Source organism: Sphingobacterium sp. UBA2480 (genome assembly GCF_002341965.1).
Classification (GTDB): domain Bacteria; phylum Bacteroidota; class Bacteroidia; order Sphingobacteriales; family Sphingobacteriaceae; genus Sphingobacterium; species Sphingobacterium multivorum.
The window spans coordinates 605,298-624,516 of record NZ_DDPA01000001.1 but is presented as its reverse complement, the minus strand read 5'-3'; the positions used below and the strand labels follow the sequence as shown (position 1 = coordinate 624,516).

Annotated in this window: 18 protein-coding genes; 8 read left to right on the top strand and 10 right to left on the bottom strand. The window is 40.7% G+C overall.

The window, feature by feature from the left end:
- Window positions 1–3 precede the first annotated feature (3 nt).
- On the top strand, window positions 4–783 hold the full coding sequence (locus B3600_RS02870; RefSeq protein WP_286752006.1) for a TIGR02757 family protein: 780 nt from the start codon (window positions 4–6) through the stop codon (window positions 781–783).
- A gap of 102 nt (window positions 784–885) precedes the next feature.
- Here the strand turns inward: B3600_RS02870 and gap are convergent, their stop codons facing one another.
- The 6 genes from gap to B3600_RS02840 form a co-directional block, all read right to left on the bottom strand.
- A complete protein-coding gene (gap, locus tag B3600_RS02865) occupies window positions 886–1,893 on the bottom strand; it encodes a type I glyceraldehyde-3-phosphate dehydrogenase (RefSeq protein ID WP_286752005.1) in 1,008 nt (335 codons plus the stop codon).
- 6 nt (window positions 1,894–1,899) lie between these two features.
- Window positions 1,900–2,517 (bottom strand): TlpA family protein disulfide reductase, encoded by a 618-nt coding sequence (locus tag B3600_RS02860; RefSeq protein WP_070568934.1) that lies wholly within the window; start codon window positions 2,515–2,517, stop codon window positions 1,900–1,902.
- A gap of 221 nt (window positions 2,518–2,738) precedes the next feature.
- Window positions 2,739–3,833 (bottom strand): AI-2E family transporter, encoded by a 1,095-nt coding sequence (locus B3600_RS02855; RefSeq protein WP_070568932.1) that lies wholly within the window; start codon window positions 3,831–3,833, stop codon window positions 2,739–2,741.
- A 335-nt stretch (window positions 3,834–4,168) separates the two neighbouring features.
- Complete coding sequence (locus B3600_RS02850; RefSeq protein WP_139145072.1) at window positions 4,169–4,366, bottom strand: hypothetical protein; 198 nt, start codon at window positions 4,364–4,366, stop codon at window positions 4,169–4,171.
- 79 nt (window positions 4,367–4,445) lie between these two features.
- Window positions 4,446–7,484, bottom strand: coding sequence for an AAA family ATPase (locus B3600_RS02845; RefSeq protein WP_286752004.1), 3,039 nt, complete (start codon window positions 7,482–7,484; stop codon window positions 4,446–4,448).
- Window positions 7,485–7,487: 3 nt separating this feature from the next.
- Window positions 7,488–8,693 (bottom strand): metallophosphoesterase family protein, encoded by a 1,206-nt coding sequence (locus B3600_RS02840; protein WP_286752003.1) that lies wholly within the window; start codon window positions 8,691–8,693, stop codon window positions 7,488–7,490.
- 245 nt (window positions 8,694–8,938) lie between these two features.
- On the opposite strand from B3600_RS02840, the gene B3600_RS02835 reads away from it, so the two are divergent.
- A complete protein-coding gene (locus B3600_RS02835) occupies window positions 8,939–9,637 on the top strand; it encodes a prolyl oligopeptidase family serine peptidase (RefSeq protein ID WP_053003619.1) in 699 nt (232 codons plus the stop codon).
- 88 nt (window positions 9,638–9,725) lie between these two features.
- Here B3600_RS02835 and B3600_RS02830 read toward each other — a convergent pair whose 3' ends face one another.
- A complete protein-coding gene (locus tag B3600_RS02830) occupies window positions 9,726–10,487 on the bottom strand; it encodes a murein L,D-transpeptidase catalytic domain family protein (RefSeq protein WP_236586050.1) in 762 nt (253 codons plus the stop codon).
- A gap of 82 nt (window positions 10,488–10,569) precedes the next feature.
- A complete protein-coding gene (locus B3600_RS02825; RefSeq protein WP_286752002.1) occupies window positions 10,570–11,589 on the bottom strand; it encodes a L,D-transpeptidase in 1,020 nt (339 codons plus the stop codon).
- Between the two features lie 266 nt (window positions 11,590–11,855).
- On the opposite strand from B3600_RS02825, the gene B3600_RS02820 reads away from it, so the two are divergent.
- Window positions 11,856–12,269 (top strand): NUDIX hydrolase, encoded by a 414-nt coding sequence (locus B3600_RS02820; protein WP_053003618.1) that lies wholly within the window; start codon window positions 11,856–11,858, stop codon window positions 12,267–12,269.
- A gap of 70 nt (window positions 12,270–12,339) precedes the next feature.
- Entirely contained in the window at window positions 12,340–13,719 is a 1,380-nt protein-coding gene (locus tag B3600_RS02815; RefSeq protein WP_286752001.1) for an OmpA family protein, read from the top strand.
- A 160-nt stretch (window positions 13,720–13,879) separates the two neighbouring features.
- Here the strand turns inward: B3600_RS02815 and B3600_RS02810 are convergent, their stop codons facing one another.
- Window positions 13,880–14,932 (bottom strand): outer membrane beta-barrel protein, encoded by a 1,053-nt coding sequence (locus B3600_RS02810; RefSeq protein ID WP_070568916.1) that lies wholly within the window; start codon window positions 14,930–14,932, stop codon window positions 13,880–13,882.
- A 291-nt stretch (window positions 14,933–15,223) separates the two neighbouring features.
- Between B3600_RS02810 and B3600_RS02805 the strand changes: the two genes are divergently transcribed.
- A complete protein-coding gene (locus B3600_RS02805; protein ID WP_046673579.1) occupies window positions 15,224–16,528 on the top strand; it encodes an ammonium transporter in 1,305 nt (434 codons plus the stop codon).
- A 152-nt stretch (window positions 16,529–16,680) separates the two neighbouring features.
- Window positions 16,681–16,986 (top strand): hypothetical protein, encoded by a 306-nt coding sequence (locus B3600_RS02800; protein WP_286752000.1) that lies wholly within the window; start codon window positions 16,681–16,683, stop codon window positions 16,984–16,986.
- A gap of 18 nt (window positions 16,987–17,004) precedes the next feature.
- Here the strand turns inward: B3600_RS02800 and B3600_RS02795 are convergent, their stop codons facing one another.
- Window positions 17,005–17,535, bottom strand: coding sequence for a lipocalin family protein (locus tag B3600_RS02795; protein ID WP_070569098.1), 531 nt, complete (start codon window positions 17,533–17,535; stop codon window positions 17,005–17,007).
- 103 nt (window positions 17,536–17,638) lie between these two features.
- Here B3600_RS02795 and B3600_RS02790 point away from each other — a divergent pair, with 103 nt between their 5' ends.
- Both B3600_RS02790 and B3600_RS02785 read left to right on the top strand, forming a co-directional pair.
- Complete coding sequence (locus B3600_RS02790) at window positions 17,639–18,100, top strand: DUF4268 domain-containing protein (RefSeq protein WP_070568910.1); 462 nt, start codon at window positions 17,639–17,641, stop codon at window positions 18,098–18,100.
- A 122-nt stretch (window positions 18,101–18,222) separates the two neighbouring features.
- Window positions 18,223–19,017 (top strand): S1/P1 nuclease, encoded by a 795-nt coding sequence (locus B3600_RS02785; RefSeq protein WP_070568908.1) that lies wholly within the window; start codon window positions 18,223–18,225, stop codon window positions 19,015–19,017.
- Window positions 19,018–19,219 lie beyond the last annotated feature (202 nt).

Genomic DNA, 19,219 nt, shown 5'->3' with positions numbered 1-19,219 from the left:
AGTATGGACGTTGATTTTGATCTGAAAGATTTCTTGGATAAGAAAGTTGATGAATATAATCAACCTGGTTTTATTCCAAATGATCCCATATCGATTCCCCATCAATTTTCCCGGAAGCAGGATATTGAGATCATGGGATTTTTGGCTTCCATCATGGCTTGGGGACAAAGAAAGACGATTATCAATAAATGTAATGAACTGGTGGCTCGTATGGATGGTTCGCCATACGATTATATTGTAAATCACCAAGAACAGGATTTAAAGACCTTGCTGGGATTTAAGCACCGTACCTTCAATGATACCGACATTCTTTATTTTGTTTCTTTTTTTAAGCATCACTATGCGCATTTCGAATCTTTGGAGGATGCTTTTCTCGTAGGACAGGAGAACAGGGAAGAGGTCGACCTAGAAATGGCATTGAATGCCTTTAAAACCTATTTCTTTTCCTTACCTGATTATCCTGTTCGCACGCGGAAGCACATTAGTAGTCCAGCACAGAAGTCAACTGTTAAGCGGATCAATATGTTTTTACGCTGGATGGTCAGAAAAGATACAAAAGGTGTAGATTTTGGTATTTGGCACCGCCTGTCCCCAAAAGATCTCATCTGTCCATGCGACGTCCATGTCGAGCGTGTTGCCCGCAAATTTGGTCTAATTACGCTGGATAAAGTGAATTGGAAAACAGCCCAGGAATTAACAGCCAATCTGCGCTTACTGGATCCGCTGGATCCGGTCAAATATGATTTTGCGTTATTTGGATTAGGCGTTGAAGGGGAAATGTAAAATTAATGCATGAAGAAAAAAAAGCGTCCTTGCCAATTATAATTGGCAAGGACGCTTTTTTTATGCCGCCACCTATCCTAAGATGATGATGAGGTAGCAAACTTATGCGAGCCTATCGATCTTGATCAGAAGGTCAACCAAACGATTGGAATAACCAAATTCATTGTCATACCAGCCCACAACTTTGACCAGACCGCCCACTACTGAGGTTAACTGCGCATCAAATACACATGAATAGGGGTTATTGATGATATCTACCGAAACGATGGGGTCTTCTGTATAAAATAATACGTTTTTTAATTCGTCTTCTGCTGCAGCTTTGAATGCTTTATTGATTTCCTCTACAGTGGTTTCTTTCTCGAGCGTACAGGTAAAGTCCGTCAATGAACCGTTGAGTACGGGGACACGTATCCCGGCTCCGCCAAGTTTATTCTGCAGATGCGGAAAAACATTGGTAATCGCTTTAGCGGCACCAGTAGTTGTTGGAATGATCGCCGACGATGCTGCCCGCGCTCTCCTTAAATCTTTATGTGGTGCGTCGTGAAGATTCTGGTCTCCCGTCATGGAATGAACCGTGGTAATATAGCCATCTCTGATGCCCCAATTTTCATCCAATATTTTAACAAGAGGAGCAACATTGTTTGTTGTACAGGAAGCATTGGATAAAATCGAAGCAGATAGATCAATGACACTGTCATTAATGCCCAATACCACTGTTGGAATGTCTTTATCTTGTGCCGGGGCGGAGATAATCACTTTTTTTGCACCAGCTTCCAGGTGGAGAGCCGCTTTGTCACGACTGGTGAAATACCCTGTAGATTCGATGACAACATCAATTTGAAGCTCCTGCCAGGGCAATGCAGTAGGATCTTTTTCATTGGTAACCAAGATGGAAAGACCATTGACAATAATATGTTTTTCATCGTGTGTCACGGTGCCAGGAAAGGGACCATGTACAGAATCGTATTTAAATAGGTGGGCCAACGTCTTTGTATCTGTTAGATCATTGATGGCAATGACCTGTAGTTCATCGAAAGCCCCCCTTAAAAAGATATTACGTAGTGTATTCCGACCGATACGTCCGAATCCATTGATTGCTATGTTTAGCATTTCAGATTATTTATGAAATTGGCTTATTGCTTCGTTAATATTTTTTTCACCTTCCCAATGTGCTTTTAGTTTTCCGTCCGCACCATAGACGTAATTTGCGGGAAATTGTGAAGGTACGTGGATGGTCTGTATAAATGTTTGGTCTTTATCAATCAATACCTCTACGTTGGATGCTTTGGATAGTTTAGGTGCAAAGGTGTCAAAAAAACCTAGTACTAAGGCCGGATCATTCATGGAAATATAATAAATATTGACGTCTTTTATACGATCAATATTCTTTTCAAGCTCCGTAGCTTCATGTTGGCAATGACTACACCCGGGATCAAATAGAATAAAAACGGTATTCTTGTCTTTAGCAACGTTTTCCTGCGTAACACGGATGCCCGAACGAAGCTGATAAAATGTGAAATTAGGAAGAATGGCTGCAGGGTCGGAAGATTGCTTTGGCGCAGCTTGACTAGGATCGTGGTCTGCATGATCATGACCTGCATGATCATGGCTGTCAGCACTGGCTTCCTGCGTAGTATTTGCAGTTTGATCTGTTTTCGGTTTGTTGTTGTTGCATGAGGAAAGAATGCCGGCGGCCAATAACGCTGTCACTCCTAAGATTATCTTTTTATTCATAGAATACGTTTGCTTTTAAATCAGTTTTCGTGATTTTATCGTTTTAATGTTTATGCTTAATACATCGTCAATTTTTACGTAGAAAGTATTGAAGAATGTATTATACTAATGATCAAAACTATGAAAAAAAAGGGATTCTTAATCGTAGAAATTCATTTATGACAGTATACTGGATATTAATGCATGTTGTGATCAAAACAATTTAACCTGTTGCAGTTCCTTTATTCTATGATGTCAGGACCGTCATGCGTAGACTTAGAGTCTGTCAATGAGGTAGATTGAATAATTTCTGGCGTACTTCTTCCAAATTCAATGCTATACACCTTCAATAATACACCCACACAAGATAGGATTAGTGGACCGAAGATCAATCCCAGCATACCAAATAGGTTTAATCCCAGCAAAACACCGAATACCGTTATTAAGGGATGAACGTCACCCAACTTTTTCAATATGGTAAATCGAAGTACATTATCAATACTACCAATAATAATGATACCATATAAGGCAAGACCTATTGCATTTCCGGACTGTCCATTCGCCAGTAGAAAAAGCGCTGCCGGTAGATACACCACCATGGTTCCCAAAATTGGGATTATAGTGGAAACTGCGGTAAGAATTCCCAGAAAGATCGGGCTCTCTAAGCCAAAGAACCAATAGCCAAGCCCCGCTACAATACCTTGGCATATAGCCAAAATCGGGATACCGATTGCATTGGATTTTACCATCATATCAAATTCTTTCCACAACTCGGCTTTACTGGTTTGGGTGAAAGGGATCGCTTGATAAATGGTTTGTTCTAGTTTTTTGCTGCTAACCAACATAAAATACAACACAAATAGCGCTACCAGTATATTGACACCAACTTCTGCAACAGAATTCAGAATATTGGGTATAAATTTAGCTGCTTTTTGAAGCGTTCCCATTAAGGCGGTATCAGAAAGATCGATATTGCTTAAATAGGGGCTATCTTTAAAGTACGTTTTGATCGAGTCAAACTTGTGCATCAGATCGTCTTTGTTGCTAATGACTTCTGTTACCTGAGGTACCATGTAGTTGATTAACAGATAGAGTGGCCCTACCAAGAATATGATAGTCAATAATATCAATAAAATACTGGCGAAAGATTTATTCCATTTTTTTTCTTCAGTCAACTTAAAATTGATTTTTCTAAAAAGAATATATAAGGTAACTGCTCCCAGAAAACCGGGGAGGTAGTAGAATAAGCTTGTAAAGATCAATATACATATCGCCAATATGATGACGATTAGCATGATTTGATTGATGGAATTATTGTTGATTTGTTTGTACTTCATATAGCTGACAAATATACTGTCTATCGATTGTTATTTATCGTATGACAATATTTTTTTGGAAAAAGTTTTGTCTGGTTAAAATAAACTTTCTTTTTTATAATTTCAATGTTTTATTGTATTTCTTTTTTCTGCCCTAAAGCCAATTGTGAAGTTCTGGTTCCCAGTGATTAGCAATCATGTTGTTTTGCTAAATTTTGATAGCTTTATACGCTATGCTGTACCTAGACTTTCTTTAACCTAGGCACTAATCGTGCGTAGTAAACATAGTCTGTTTACGTTTACATGTAGGGCCAACATCATTCACGTTAGTATGGAAGATGGAAATCTGCTTAATTTTAGTTTTGATTCTGCGGCATTAAAACCTCCCTTAAGATCGTTAGTATATCGTATTGTTTGACAAAAAGCATGGATTGTACCGTCCTTGTTTGACTGGTTTCTTTAGCTGAAAAGGCCGTGCTGCTTACTGTTTTGGTCGCCTTATGAAAAAAAGGATGAGACCCTTTTCCTTTTTTATTGTTTGAAAATAAGCCCATAATCTTTTGTTTTTGTTGGTTATAGCGATCAGGCTCGTTCAGCGGAACCGCTATAACTAATATACAAAATAAAACGGAATTAATTGATAAAAATTTGACTGCCACGCTCTTCATCCTTTTCTATTGAAAGGGATACTGGAATACGTTCTTTGAGCTCTTCAACATGTGAAATAATACCGACGATGCGGTTTTCCTTGTGTAAATCTAATAGGGTTTCGAAAACAATATTAACAGAAGTGATATCTTGTGTTCCAAAGCCTTCATCGATAAAAAAGAAGTTTCTGGCCGCACGCGAATTAGACTGTACACTTTCTGCTAAGGCCAAAGCCAGACTTAGGGATACCTGAAATGCCTGTCCACCGGATAGTGTTTTTACACTGCGACTTTTTCCCTCATTCAAATAATCGATAATTTCAAATTCATTGTTGTCATTCAGCTGCAGGCTAAGTTGATTGCGGGTCATGCGATGGAAACGAATGTTCGCATGATCACACAGCTGCCGTAAATAAATCGAAGAAACATATTGCACAAAGCCCGCACCTTTAAATAGATTAAAAAGTTGTTTCAAATTATCGTGGCGTAAACTTAGTTTGATCTGTTGTTGCTGGAGATTTTCCTTTTTAGCATAGGCGATTCTTAGCTGATCGCGCTCTTGTTGAAGTCGGGCAACATTTTCTGTGCTTGCTTTCAATTCTTGGGCGCTCTCATCCAGGATTTTTTCCTGCGCGAGAAATTGGTTTTCGTCATATACCTGGTCGACGAGTTTCTTTTCCAACTGACTGATCTGTGCCTTCACCGTTTCAAATTGAATCTGAAATTGCTCCAGCTCTTGTCGGATCTGTATGACAGACAAATTCTCCGCGAGGATTTGCCGAATCTCTTCCAACGTTTCAAAGGGTGACGCCTCAAGTAGCTGTTGGAGCGTGACATCGGCCTCTTGACTTTCACGTTCGATATGTCCGAGCTGTTCAACAATGGTCTGTACCAAGCTGTTTTGGGCTGCAAATTGACTGTTTAACTCATTTAATCGTTCGCTTAAAGCAATGTAGTCGCGCTCAATCTCAAGATTCGATCTTTTCAGTGCAGTATAGTCCTGTTCGACTGCTTCGGACTCCCGCATTTTATAGTCGGACCAGCGCAGCGTTTTTAGATTCCCCATATTTTGATTAATCTGGGCCTGTTTGCTTGCTTCATCACGTTCAAACTGATGCAGTGCTTTATTGTATTTCTCCAGCTTTTCCTCAACGGAGGCGAGTGTAGCCTGGTGTTCGCCAAGTTGTTGCTCCACTTTTGCTAGTTGCGTTTCGATCCGGGCAAGCTCCTGCTTATTTGATGTGTAGCTGGATTCATCCGTAGGACTATAACCGGCCCATGTAAATTGTTGGGCATGCGCAATTTTTTTACGGGCATTCAGCTGTATTTTCGTATGTAGATCTTGTTGCTGATCATTTAGTGACTGCAAACGTAGCTGAAGTTTCTCGACCTGAAATTGCTGATCCTGTTGGTGCTTAAGGTTCTCATTTGTCTCAGTAATCAATTTCTCATTAGCGGCAACCTGGTGAGAAATATCCTGTCCTTGATTGATGGCGGGATGTTCCAAAGCTCCACATAGTGGGCACGGGGAGCCTGCTTTAAGGTTTTCTGCATATTGGGTCAGCCTTTGCTGCAGGAGAAGATGAGATTTTTCATCTTGGAGTGCTTGAAGTTTTTGCTCGAGGGCATTGACGACAAGAGGATGATTGGATCGAAATTCTTCGAGATCAGGATGGAAGGCATGGAGTTCATTCTTCAGTATGGCTATGCTTTTTTCTAAATCAATGGCCTGTTTGTTCAGGTCGTCTTCCTGCTGCTGGATGCTCTGCTGCTTGGTATACCACTGACCCAGCTCCATGAGTTCTTGAGATGAGGGTTTTGCTCGCTTTAGGCTGACGATTTGAATTTCTGTCTCCTGAATTCTGGCTTTACAATGTCGTTGTTGATCTTTCGTTTCCTGCACAAAATTGCGTCCCTTCTGCGCCCGATCCTGTAAACTCTTGATTTCATTTGAAAACGTAATCAATTGGCTTATCAATTCCAGGTCCAATTCCTGAATACGACGCTGTGGTAGCAGCTCATATTGTGATTTCAACAGATTTAGACTTGAGGAATGCTCCTGGATCAGCTGTTGAATTTCGGCCTGTCTCTGCTTTTCAGTTTCTACTCTTTTCTGTGTAATTAGGCCTTCCGCCGCTAATTTTTCCTTAGTTTTAAGAATATGTAGAAAGTTGGTTTGCGCTTCCTCAAAGCGATTTAACTTTAACCGTAAAGTTTCTTTTTCATCTTTTTGTTCTAGCAATTGCTGAAAGAGTGCTTTCACTGTTCGGAGTTCTAAGAAATCCTCTTTGAGTTTTTTGAGGCTTAAGAACCTTTCATGATGCGCCTTGTACGACGACTCAAGGACGACAAAGGACTCGACTGCCAGTTGGAGATTTGTTTCGGTCGTTTCTATCAGTTCGGTTGTGACCTCATCAAATCCGATTAATTGACCGTTGAGGTGATCCAGTTCGGACTGATTTTTTTTATAGAGGTTGGAAACTTTATCCTGCAGGTCGAATCGATGCAGCTGAAAAATTTCTTTCATCATATCCGTGCGTTCCTTGGCTCCGAGTTCTATAAACTCTTTAAACTGTCCTTGAGGAATGATGATTGTCCGCTTGAAGTTCTCATAGCTTAATCCGATGATATGCTGTGTATTGCTGCTTTCTAGTGGAACCCATGCTTCATTGATTTTTTCGTAGAGTACAACCGTGGGCGATTTCACATCATCGAAATTTTTGGAATTGCGTTTAAATTCGCGGGTAATTCTAAATGTACGGTCTTCAAAGTTGACGAAATCAAGCTCAATATAAGATCGGTTAGACTTTAGATTCATCATGTTATAAGCGCGCTTATCCCGTGCATTCAGGCGTTCTGTTTCCCCAAATAAGGCGTAGGTAATTGCTTCCAATATCGATGATTTGCCGGAACCCACAGCACCGAAGATACCAAAAAGACCTGCTTGAGAAAGCGCAGTGAAATCGATCGTCTGACGTTCTTGATATGAGTATATCCCTTCTAGAGTTAACTTTAATGGAATCATGGATTATGAGTTTAGGATTTCGCGAAAAAGATCGAGGATGTCATCATTGGGTGCCTGGTTGCCGTTCTTGGATTTAAAATAATCGTTGAATAAAGTCGACATGTCTTGTGTAAGATTAATTTCTTTGGCTTCAAGCAGCTCTTGCTCATCCTGCTTAACGAGCGGAATGAGGTAGATTATTCCCGAATGGCTCTGATAGATTCGCTTGCGGTCCTCGGCTTTTAAGAAGGTCTCCGATTTCAGCGTGAGCTCCACCAATGCATTGGGGTTTTCAGACAACCAAGATATACACTGCTCAATATCGTCGAATGATTTTCGGACCAGCGGTTTGCCCTGAGTCAATGGAATGCGCTCGACAATTGCTTGTTCGCCGGCCGATACATTCACCAGCGCAACGTATTTAGTTTGCCCAGCCTCCGAAAAGCTATAACATAGGGGCGAAGATGCATAAATTACCGGTTTCTCAGCCGAACCGATATTTTTATAACCATGGAGATGCCCTAATGCCGTGTATTGGACCTGCGGCGGGATGGCCTCTGAATAGATTAAGTCTGCATTACCAATTTTGACCGGTTTTTCGCCATCTGGCTCCTCTAAAAGTGGACTGCCCAATTTATTCATGTAAAGATGTGCCGTCAATATATTGACGCCTTTATCATCGCAATAGGTATTGGCTATTTTTTGCCAATTTGCCGCTAACACTTCATTCAATTTACTTTCTTTCTCTTCGCCTAGATACTGTTTTAAGCGTATTTCATTGGCATAGGCTGTGTGAAGAATACGAATCGGGTCGTCAAATTGCGGCAAGCTTAATTCGATGAAGCCTGTATCTGACTGTAACACGGTGAAACCCTCTGTTGCGAAAGGAGTGACCACAGCATGAGGATGCCCGATTAAGATGATCCCCGACGCTCTTGCCAAAGGATCGGGCGCATCAATCAAATGAGGTGAATCGTGATTGCCTGCGATTGCTATTACAGGGCGCATGCCATTCTTTGTAAGACGCTTGATGGTTCGGTAAAATAACTCAATGGCTTCCACACCTGGATTGAAGGCATCGAACAGATCTCCTGCGATGATCACCAGATCCACGTTTTCCCGATCTGCGATATGAACGATTTCGTCCATGACCAGTACTTGTTCATCTATCCGGGAAAAACTGTCCAATCTTTTTCCTAAATGCCAATCGGCGGTATGCAATATTTTCATGTGAGAGCTTGGATATTTTGCGACAATGTTACAAACTAAGATAATTTTGGCATGAAATGCAATTATAATGGATGGAATCTTTCAAATGATCAATTTGTGCTAATAAGGAATGAGGCCTTTCTTTTCTTTGAATGGCTATGTTCCCGAAATCGAAGTGTTAAAACATGTTAAATGCATACCATAAAAGTCATTTAATTGTATTTTTAGTGCTCCAAAATTAAGCTAGATAGTCATAGACAAGAAGTATGCGAAAAATTTACCTGTATATCTGTTTTTTCTTTATGCTGTTGATGCGCGTAAATGCGCAGGAGATACACGCTATAAAAGGGGAGACTGCTTATCCTTTTCTATTGAAAGATGCTGCACCGGATTCATTGGAATCTGAAAAGCAGCCTGTGTTTGTGTTTTTGCACGGAAGAAGTTTGTCCGGGACAAATTTAGACCGTGTAAAGCGTTACGGTGTATTGTATGCCATCAATAAAGGGCAGGATGTACCTGGGATAATTGTTGCACCACAGTCCCGCGGAGGATGGGATCCAGACAAAGTGATCGAAATTGTTGACTATGTTATTGAACATTACAATGCCGACCCCGATCGTATTTACGTTTGCGGCATGAGTATGGGAGGCTATGGCACAATGGATGTGGCTGGCAAATATCCTGAAAGGGTGGCTGCTGCCGTTGCAATATGTGGTGGTGGATCGAGTCAGTATGCATCTAACCTGACGCAGGTGCCGATATGGCTTCATCATGGTACTGCTGATCGTGCTGTGCCAATTTCGGAATCCCGAAAAATTATGAATGCGATAAAAAGAGAGGATCCGGAAGCAAATGTGAGCTTAAATGTAATAAAAGGGGGCACACACGGAAGCGTGGAACGACTGTTTCATGACGATGCAATTTACAATTGGATGTTGAAATTTAAGAAAAAGCATAAATCTTAGCTTAACGTGAATGCGAAGGTGCTCTGTCGGACAGTGATTTACAACATAAAAAAGCCTGATGAAATATTTCTATCAGGCTTTTTTGTTGTTAGCCTTCGTGATCAAAGGCAGACTGTCTTTTTTGAAATTGAGCCATTAATATATTAGGTTGATGGATCAAACGTGTTTTTGCGAGGTATTCGGAGTTGTCAGCATAAATAAACAACAACGTTCCATCTTTGATTGTGTTAATGATTGGACCTGCAAACTCTCTTGGAACCGCGGGGCAGCCGTAGCTTTTGCCAAGTCTGCCTAAACTTGCTATTGTTCCAGTGCTACAGTAGTCGGCGCCATGCATCACAACATATCGTGCTTTTGCATTGTCATTTATCCCCTCTTCAAGACCATTTAAAACCAAAGAGTAGCCGTTCTCGCCATTGTAGGTGTTTTCTGTTGTAAAGAATCCTAAAGAACTTTTAAGTGATTCCTGTTGATTTGAAAAATTGACGGCATAGTTTTCACCGCTATTTTTTCCATGTGCGACCAGCGTGTTGAATAGTACTTTTTTGTGCGCAAGATCGAGTACCACAAGCCTCTTTTCCGTTGATGCCAATGAAAAATCGATGACGGTCATGATGTCCTTGTTGTGGATCGGAAGTTCTTTTCTGCCTTCCATTGCTTGACGAAACGCTTCGTATTTTAATACTTTGCCTAGATTCATTTCATCATACAATGAGTCAACTTCGGTATGTTGACGTTCGACATTGATACGATGAGTGCTGGTGGTTTGTTGATCTGTTGTTTTTAATTCTTCTTGTGAGGACAGTGCTGTATTAAGTGCCATCAAAAGAAACATAAACGTATTTCCCATTCTTCTCCCTTTTCTGTGTAGATGTTTACAAAATTAATGATTAAAGATAATACATATTTGATTTACAGAATGTTAAATATTGTTAATCAATAACAACAACCAGCGAAGCGAGGTCTTTTGACCGTTTATAGACAAATTGAGCGTGAGATGACGCATTTCTGACGCACATATGGGACTTGGGTATTGTGCCCAGACTCTCACTATATTCAATGATGCTGCCGTTGGGATTGTTAACTGGAACCCCATGTATATAGGCCCCGGCGGTAAATCGGGTAGCATAGGGGGCGAATCCGGCATAAGTTTTGGTACCGTCTTCATAGTAAAACATCTTGGATTTGTGTTCCTGGACCACAAAGAGGCCTGTCGGTGTTTCCTGGGCATGGGGAGGTTTGTGCCGGCCACTCGTCACGGGGTTCATGCTCCGGACAAGCCATTCGTTACCGACCTTCTCCAAGGTGCAGATATTTTGGTTCTTCACATCGACAACATTGATAATGTTGAACTGTACGGTATCGCTAATGATGCGAAGATATCTTTTGGGTACGGTATATTTCCCTTCGAATGAAATACCCTCAATCGGAATCCGTGCGATGCTGTCTGGGCCTTGTACGCGAACGAGCCAGCCGTCCCGACCGTAACGAACGGCCTTCGCGCTGTTAAGATCGTAGAGGGGTGCCGCTTGATAGCGTTCGACATTGAAACTGTCGGACACGCGTTTATAAGAGTCCCGCTTATAATTCTGGATTGTTGGCGCTTCGCCCTTTTCATTTTGATAATTTTGTAGAACGCCGTACAGCGATGGAGACTGTTGAAAATTTTCGATAAAGGCCAGGCGTTCCTTGATTTTATCCCATTGAAAACCTCGCGTGGTATCTTTATAGGGATAACTGTCCTCCAGGGTGTATTTGTTGTAACGCAGCTCTTTTTTTAGGATAATATCCTCAGCCGTAAATACTTTTTTCTTCTCAACCTGCTCTTTAGGAGGTGTAGGTTTTCGCTGTTCAGTTTGCTGATTGGTCTTTGTTGTGTTTTTCTTATCTTGCCGGCATCCCGGCAATAGAAACAACATGCTTAGTATGAAACAGGTTAATCTTCGATTCATATATGGATGTATAGATTATCGTTTTATACCTTAAACTTAGATAATTAGTTTATTATTTGCAATTTTATTGCAGTTGAAAGAAAAAGAATTACCGTTAAACCTTTAATATTCGTTTTGTGAACCCTAACAGATTTTCGAGGTTAGGACGTTCACTTGGTGTGAAATTTGGTTGTAAAGAGCTGTCTTGAATGCGGGGGATATATTTCTTTGATGATGGATAAAAAGTTAGTTTTGTGGTCTGAAATAATCAGTGTGAAATAAGTGATATGGACAAAATTGTTATTTGCTCGGGGGTGATGCTTGCCCCGGAAGGAGATTTGCTGATGGTTCGTAAAAAAGGTTCTAGCTATTTTCAGCTGCCCGGCGGGAAGGTAGCTCCGGAAGAAAGCCGTGAGGAGACCTTAATTCGCGAACTCAAGGAGGAGCTTCAGTATGACGTGGGCGGGATGGAAATACGGTTTATCGGAAGCCACAGTACGCAAGCCGTAAATGAGCTTAATACGGTTGTCGTGGGCTATATCTATTTAATTAAACTGGCAGAGCGTCATGCATTTGAGGCTTACGAAGAGCTGGACGAAGTGCTGTGGATCAGTAAAGCTAATTGGCAGAACTACCGATGGGCTCATTTGGCATCCGAGTTTGTTCTTCCGAAATGGCTTTCGGGTGATTTTGATCAGTAAATCGTATTGAGTAAACAAATTAAACCTTTGTTTGTTAGAGTTTTATAAAAACTAAAAATAAACGAAGATTATGGAAAATCAGCTTTTAAAAGGGGCGAAGGACTTTTTTGACGAAGAAGCGGTCGCTCAAATAGGGCAAGTTTTAAACCAGGATAAAGAGGGGGTGAAGCAGGGGTTGAATACAACAATTCCCGCCTTGTTTTTAGGTTTAAGCCAACATTCCGATTCCGGTGGAATTTCGGCAATACTTGAAAAGGCCAAGCAGCATTTCGCGGATTTTGATCTCAAAGGACTTCTCGGCGGTGTGACAAACGCGGAGGAGTCTGCAGGGGCTCGTGCGGTGGAAGGTGAGAATTCGGCTGGGCTACTGGGATCAATATTTGGTGGTGGCCTGGATACCGTTTTGAGTACCGTTGCCGGTTATTTGGGCTATGATGGTAGTTCCATTGGGAAATTAATGAATTTTTCTCTGCCAGCGATATTCTCCAGTTTAACAAATAAGGGACAAAATTGGGATCTTGAACGTATCGGTCATGTTTTGCAGGAAAATAAAACAGCTTTTGCTGCTGCTGTGCCAGCGGGTTTAGGTTTAGGTGCCTTTGGAAAGCTTTTCGATGGGGCGCATTTTTCTCCACCTGTGGAGTCGGTGACTGAACCTGCAGCTCCTGTTGATGTTGTCAAGGAGGTCGATAGTCATAAGTCAAGCTCCATTAATCCAGCAAATGAGTTGGAAGCACATAAAGAGCCTTTGTCATTGCCGAGAACAGGAGAGTCGCGGGCAGCGATAGCTGAAAACAGTTCCAGAAGCGGGTCCGGTGGCGGTTGGTGGAAGATTTTAATCGCCTTGGTTATATTGGCTCTACTCTGGTTTTTATTTGGAAAAGGCTGCAGCGGCAGTAAGCAAGACGGTGCTACCGACACCAGTGTGAACAGTGCAATGGTGGATTCAAGTACCATGAAAACAGGTTCCAGTTTAGTGGAGCGCGAGCAAACGGAGGTCATCTTGCCAGATGGTGTCAAACTTGCTGCATTTAAAGGCGGGATAGAAGATCAGTTGGTCCAATTTCTAAAATCCGATTATAAGTCGATCGGTGAGGATTCCCTGAAAAATACCTGGTTTGATTTCGATAACCTGAATTTCAAAACAGGTACAGCCGAGGTGTTGCCTGAAAGCCAGGTGCAACTGCGTAATCTTGCGGCGATATTAAAGGCTTTTCCTGCAGCCAATATTAAGATCGGTGGTTATACCGACAAAACAGGTAATGAGGATTTTAATAAAAAGTTATCGCTTGAGCGCGCAACAGCTGTAAAGGATTACCTGGGTAAAGAGCAGCTTTCCAAACAGGTAATCGGTGCAGAGGGGTACGGTTCACAGTTTGCCAAGTATAAGGCAGATGCGCCCGAATCCGATCGTATTATGGATCGGCATGTTTCGATAAGTGTACGGTAAGTGTTTTTTGCTGAACAATAGCCTTGAACGATCCGATCGACAAGACTAAGTTTGAATTCCAAACTATGTTTTTTCTCATAAAAATGCCCCCAGAAAGTGTCTCGCTTTTGGGGGCATTGCAGTGTAACCTGCCCTTTTCTTTGGTGTAATGGGATGCTCTTTAGAAACTGTATACACAGGCCAATAGAAATTGTCCTGCAGATTTAGTTGGGCTTAAGTCGTTCTTGATGAATCGTTCGGTATTTCCTTTGTCAATTCTGATTTCGGGAATAAATTTGAATCCATGGTAATTGTATTCTGCTGTTAAGGTGGTTGCGAGGATATTGGAACTAGGGATTCCATTTTCTTCCTCTTTATGCGTTTGGAAAAACTCTTCGCGTAATCCTAGGCCAAAATTTTCTGAAAAATGAATTCTTGGATAAAGTGCTATTCCAGAGTAACCGCCACCATCTCTCTTTTTATAATTTGTAGCATTTAATCCAAGGAAAAATTTTGAGGTGAAGTCATAATTAGCAACGAGATCGACCAAGGTCCCGGAACTGTAATTGTTTTTACCGCCAGCGGACGATCCTGTCAGAAAATTGAGATAGAAGCTGCTTTTGTCATTGGGGGTATAGGCCAGTTGTGATCCGACATGGGAAACTCCGTTCATATCTTGATAGACGTTCCAGTCGTTAAATAGTCCGACCATTAAGGCTACTTTGTCTGAGAAACTATAGGTAGCTTTTAAACCTGCGTCTTGAAATGGGCCGGCGCCAAATAAATAGGAAGTTGAATAATGAAAGTTGTATGTGGGCGATATTACTTCAAAACCCACAAATGTTCCCATGAATCCTGCAGTAAGATTGAGCTTCTCGGTTAGATCATAGCCTACATATAAATTTTGGATGTGGAAACTGTTTTTGTCATCGCCGGCCTGGCCATCACCATTCATAATGGATCGATACTGCCCTCTGGGGCCAAAAGATAATTCTCCGACAAATGATGCTTTTTTAAACTTCTTTTTTACAGCCAAATCCACCATGCCAATAGACACAGAATTGTTGTCTTCCGTAAAATAGGTGTTGATGTTGGGTTTGTTTTGAAAATCATATTTCCAATAGGTGTCTACTGATCCGGATATTTCTATTCCTTTTTCTTTTGTTTCTTCTTGGCACGTGGCTGTTTTTATTAGAAATGTCGATAAAATGATGGTTGTTAGAAGTCTTTTCATGTTTTTTTTGGGGTTTAAGTTTGATTTGTTTGATGTTTTTAGGTGAAATTATCTTTGTTTTTCTTGTTTTGTTTGGTTTTTGGTTTAAAAATAAAGTGATTATTGTGGTTTTTGTATTTGTTTTTGTGAAATTATGTAAAAAAAATCATAAAAAATAAAATAACATGGTATTTTTTTAATAAAAAGACTTTATATTTGAAAAAATTATAAGCGAAAGCAGGTTTTTGTTTTGTTCTTGTATTTTTTTAACAATTTTATTAATGTATTGAAAACACTAATCAGTTTAAACAAATGAAAAAAATTATTCCACTCATTGTTCTAGTTCTTTTGGGAGTATTAGGACTTGTATTTCCCTCGATTGACTTGTCTGACTTAAACAAGACAGAATTTGATACGGGAGATACGGCCTGGTTGTTGACTTCTTCTGCATTGGTGTTGATTATGACACCTGGACTTGCCTTTTTTTACGGCGGTATGGTTAGCAAGAAGAATGTAATTTCAACGATGATGCAAAGCTTTATATGTATGTGTTTAATGACAATCCTTTGGGTCATTGTTGGCTTTAGTTTAGCTTTCGGCGATGATATCGGTGGTATTGTGGGTGATCCGCGTACATTTTTTATGATGAAAGGTACATTAGGGAATGTTGCTTGGGGAGCGCTTCCCACTATACCTTTGGTTTTGTTTGCCATGTTTCAATTGAAGTTTGCGATTATCACACCGGCATTAATTACTGGGGCTTTTGCGGAACGTATTCGTTTCAATTCATTTATGCTATTCATTATCCTATTCAGTATTTTTATTTATATGCCATTGGCACATGCTACTTGGCATCCAGAAGGTATATTGGCAAAATTTGGTGTTCTTGATTTTGCCGGTGGTACAGTTGTACACATGTCAGCTGGTTGGGCAGCGTTGGCAGCCGCTATTTATTTAAAAGGACGTAAGACGCAAAGTCATAACCCCGCACGTATAAGCTATGTGATATTGGGTACAGCACTCCTGTGGTTTGGCTGGTTTGGATTTAATGCCGGTTCTGCTGGTGGAGCAAATTCGTTGGCAGCATATGCTTTTGCGACCACAACTACAGCATCGGCCATGGCCGCCATGGCATGGATATTTGTTGATATCATACGTGGAAAAAAACCTTCAGCAATGGGGGCATGTATCGGTGCCGTTGTTGGTTTGGTTGCGATTACTCCAGCAGCTGGTTTTGTCAGTATTCCACATGCGATGATCATTGGTTTGGTTGGTGCTTTGGTTAGTAATCTGGTTGTATATCTGAGAAGCAAAACAAGTATAGACGATACGTTGGATGTGTTCCCTTGTCACGGGGTAGGCGGTATGGTTGGTATGGTACTTACCGGTGTGTTTGCTCACCATAATGTTAATCCGCTTGTTGTGGACAATGGCCTATTTTTTGGCGAGACGAAATTGTTTTTTGTCCATATGGTCGCGTTATTTGCGGTGTCATTTTTTGCCTTCGTGGGTTCATTGGTACTATTGAAGATCACCGATCTTATCGCTCCATTGCGCGTCGAAGAAACAGATGAAGAGCTTGGCTTGGATGTTTCTCAACATGCAGAAGCATTGTAAACCATTCGTGGCATAACGCTCCATTTATCCCAAACAATCTACTGCTTCGCGGTACATTGTTTGGGATATTTTTTGCATTTTTGTCCTGCCAGGAGAAGAGTGGATCTTGTTATACACTATTTTCGGCAACTATGCCTCTAAAAAGATGTTCAATGACTACTGAGATTAAAGATACTTTGCGTTCTGATTTTGAAAAAATGATGCTTTATTGCCTCCAGAAAAATGGTGATTTCGGTTTTAACCTGTTTGGCGAATATGCTGTATCTGTATTAAATTTCTATGTCGGGAGTTCAATTTTGCCGCTTAACGAAAAACGTGAAGCTGCATTTTTCCTTACGAACCTTTACAATGCAGGTATCAGAAATGCAATTACCCCAGAGGATATTGAAGAAATCGCCGATGTGCTCTCGCAGGACAAGACGTTAAACTATCAGCTATTGGCCCCTATCTTTAACTAAGGTTTGATCTATACAGGATTAGTGCTTGGTCCACACCAGATCGCCTGTTTTATATCCACATTGGAGGGCATAGGTTAAAAATTCATTTCTTATTTTATCTGGAATTTCCCTCTCACGGCCCAAAATCCACATATAGTCGAGGTTGTCTCCAAAAATAAGTGCATATTTATAATCCGATGTTATTTTTACGATATTATAGCCACTGTAAAACGGTCCAAAGAACGACACTTTAAGTGCACCTTCATTGGGGCTGTTGACAAATTTAGCTTTTCCGATAGACTGTTTCCAGCGTTCTTTGTCTTCGGAGTACCCTTGGTTATTGACACGTATTGTACCATTTTTATTTTTGCTGTATTCTGCCGAAACTTGACTCAAGCCTTTTTCCCAATAAAAATCGAGTCTAGCTATTTCATACCATTTTCCAAGGTATTTATCCAAGTCAAACGGATCGACGACGTCAGGTCGCGAGATGACGGGCTTAAAGGCATTATAGGCCACAGCGCTAAGTGCGACGCCAGCTAACAGTAACAGTGATTTTTTCTTATCCATGTTCATCTTTCGAATATATATTGTTAAAACAACAATTTTGATACCAATAAGGTTTAGACATACCGCGCTATTTTGCTAATTTTGTTGACTAAAATTTGTATCGGTGTATTCAAGGGAAGAGATAAAACAATTAAAACAGTTATTCTGGACAAAGTTTGGCCAATTTATGGCTTTACATACTTCTGCAGATGGGGATAAGGTAAATTGGATCAACTACAAGACAGGCATTAAGCATTTATACTTCAAAATGGATGCGGATAACAAAGTGGCAACTGTTGCGATACAGTGGTCACAACCTGATGCTGGACTGAGGGCATTGATGGCAGAACAATTTTTTCAGTTTAAAGCGTTGTTGCAGGATCTTCTTGAAGAGGAGTGGATTTGGGACATGGACGGAACGGACGAATATGGGAAACCGATTTGTCGGATCTACACAAGCTTAACAGGTTACAGCGTTTTTAAAGAGACAGACTGGGCTGAGCTCATTTCTTTTTTTAAGCCTCGAATAATTGCGTTGGATGAGTTTTGGTCCTCAGCAAAGTATACCTTCGATATTTTCAAATAATTAACATTTAGTATAGTAAGATGAGTTATTACAGGTTTGATTCCGCTTTTCAACTCCAGTTTGTGGAGAGAACAGCGTTTTTTACAGGTAAGAACTTCGTCATCATTTAAAACAACAATCTAATGAAAAAAATGATTAAGGGTTTGCTGGCAATGGCAATGTGTTTTCAGCTTTCTTCGGTATTTGCGTGGGGTACAACGGGACATCGTGTCGTGGCCGAAATTGCGGAACGCCATTTGACAAAAAAAGCCAAAAAAAATATAGGGAAAATTATTGGAAAACAGAAACTGGCTTATTGGGCCAACTGGGGCGATTTTATTAAATCAGATCCCAATCCTGAATTTAAAAAACTGGGAAATTCCCATTTTATCAATTTAAACTCGAATTTACCCTGGGCTGATTTTCAATTGGGTTTGGAAAGTTCAGCCGACGAGAATCTTTATAAGACAGCGCTACGTATTGAGAAGTCGTTTGCAGATAAAACTCTTCCAATGGATCAGCAAAAGCAAAACCTGTATTTCTTGATCCATATTTTGGGCGATGCGCATCAACCCATGCACGTTAGCCGTGCTGAGGATCAGGGAGGCAATAAGATTGAAGTAAGCTGGTTTGGAAAAAAATCGAATATTCATCGTGTATGGGATAGCGATTTGGTTGATAATGAGAAGTATAGTTACACCGAGTTTGCAACTGTTTTAGATGTGAACAATAAAAAAGAGAATGCGCAGTTAGCGGCTGGAGAACTCTCGAATTGGTTGTATGAATCAAATCAATTAGCTGAAAAGATTTATGCTGACGTAGCTAATAACGCCAATTTATCGTACACTTATGTCTATCAAAACAAGGATATTATGGAGCAATGTATGCTCAAAGGTGGTTTACGCCTTGCCAAAGTGTTAAATCGGATTTTTGGTTAATGTAGCGGGGCTATCACTTCACACAAACAGGGCTATTCATTTTGGATAGCCCTGTTTGTGTCATGCCAGACATATTCCTTACAGTACCGTTTAAGTTATTCGCTTATCAAAGAAGCTGGCCTCACGGTTTGGATATCTTCCTAATTTAGGTCAGCCCGACGTTGCGATCAAATTGATTGTATGCTTTCAGTTAAACAATGTC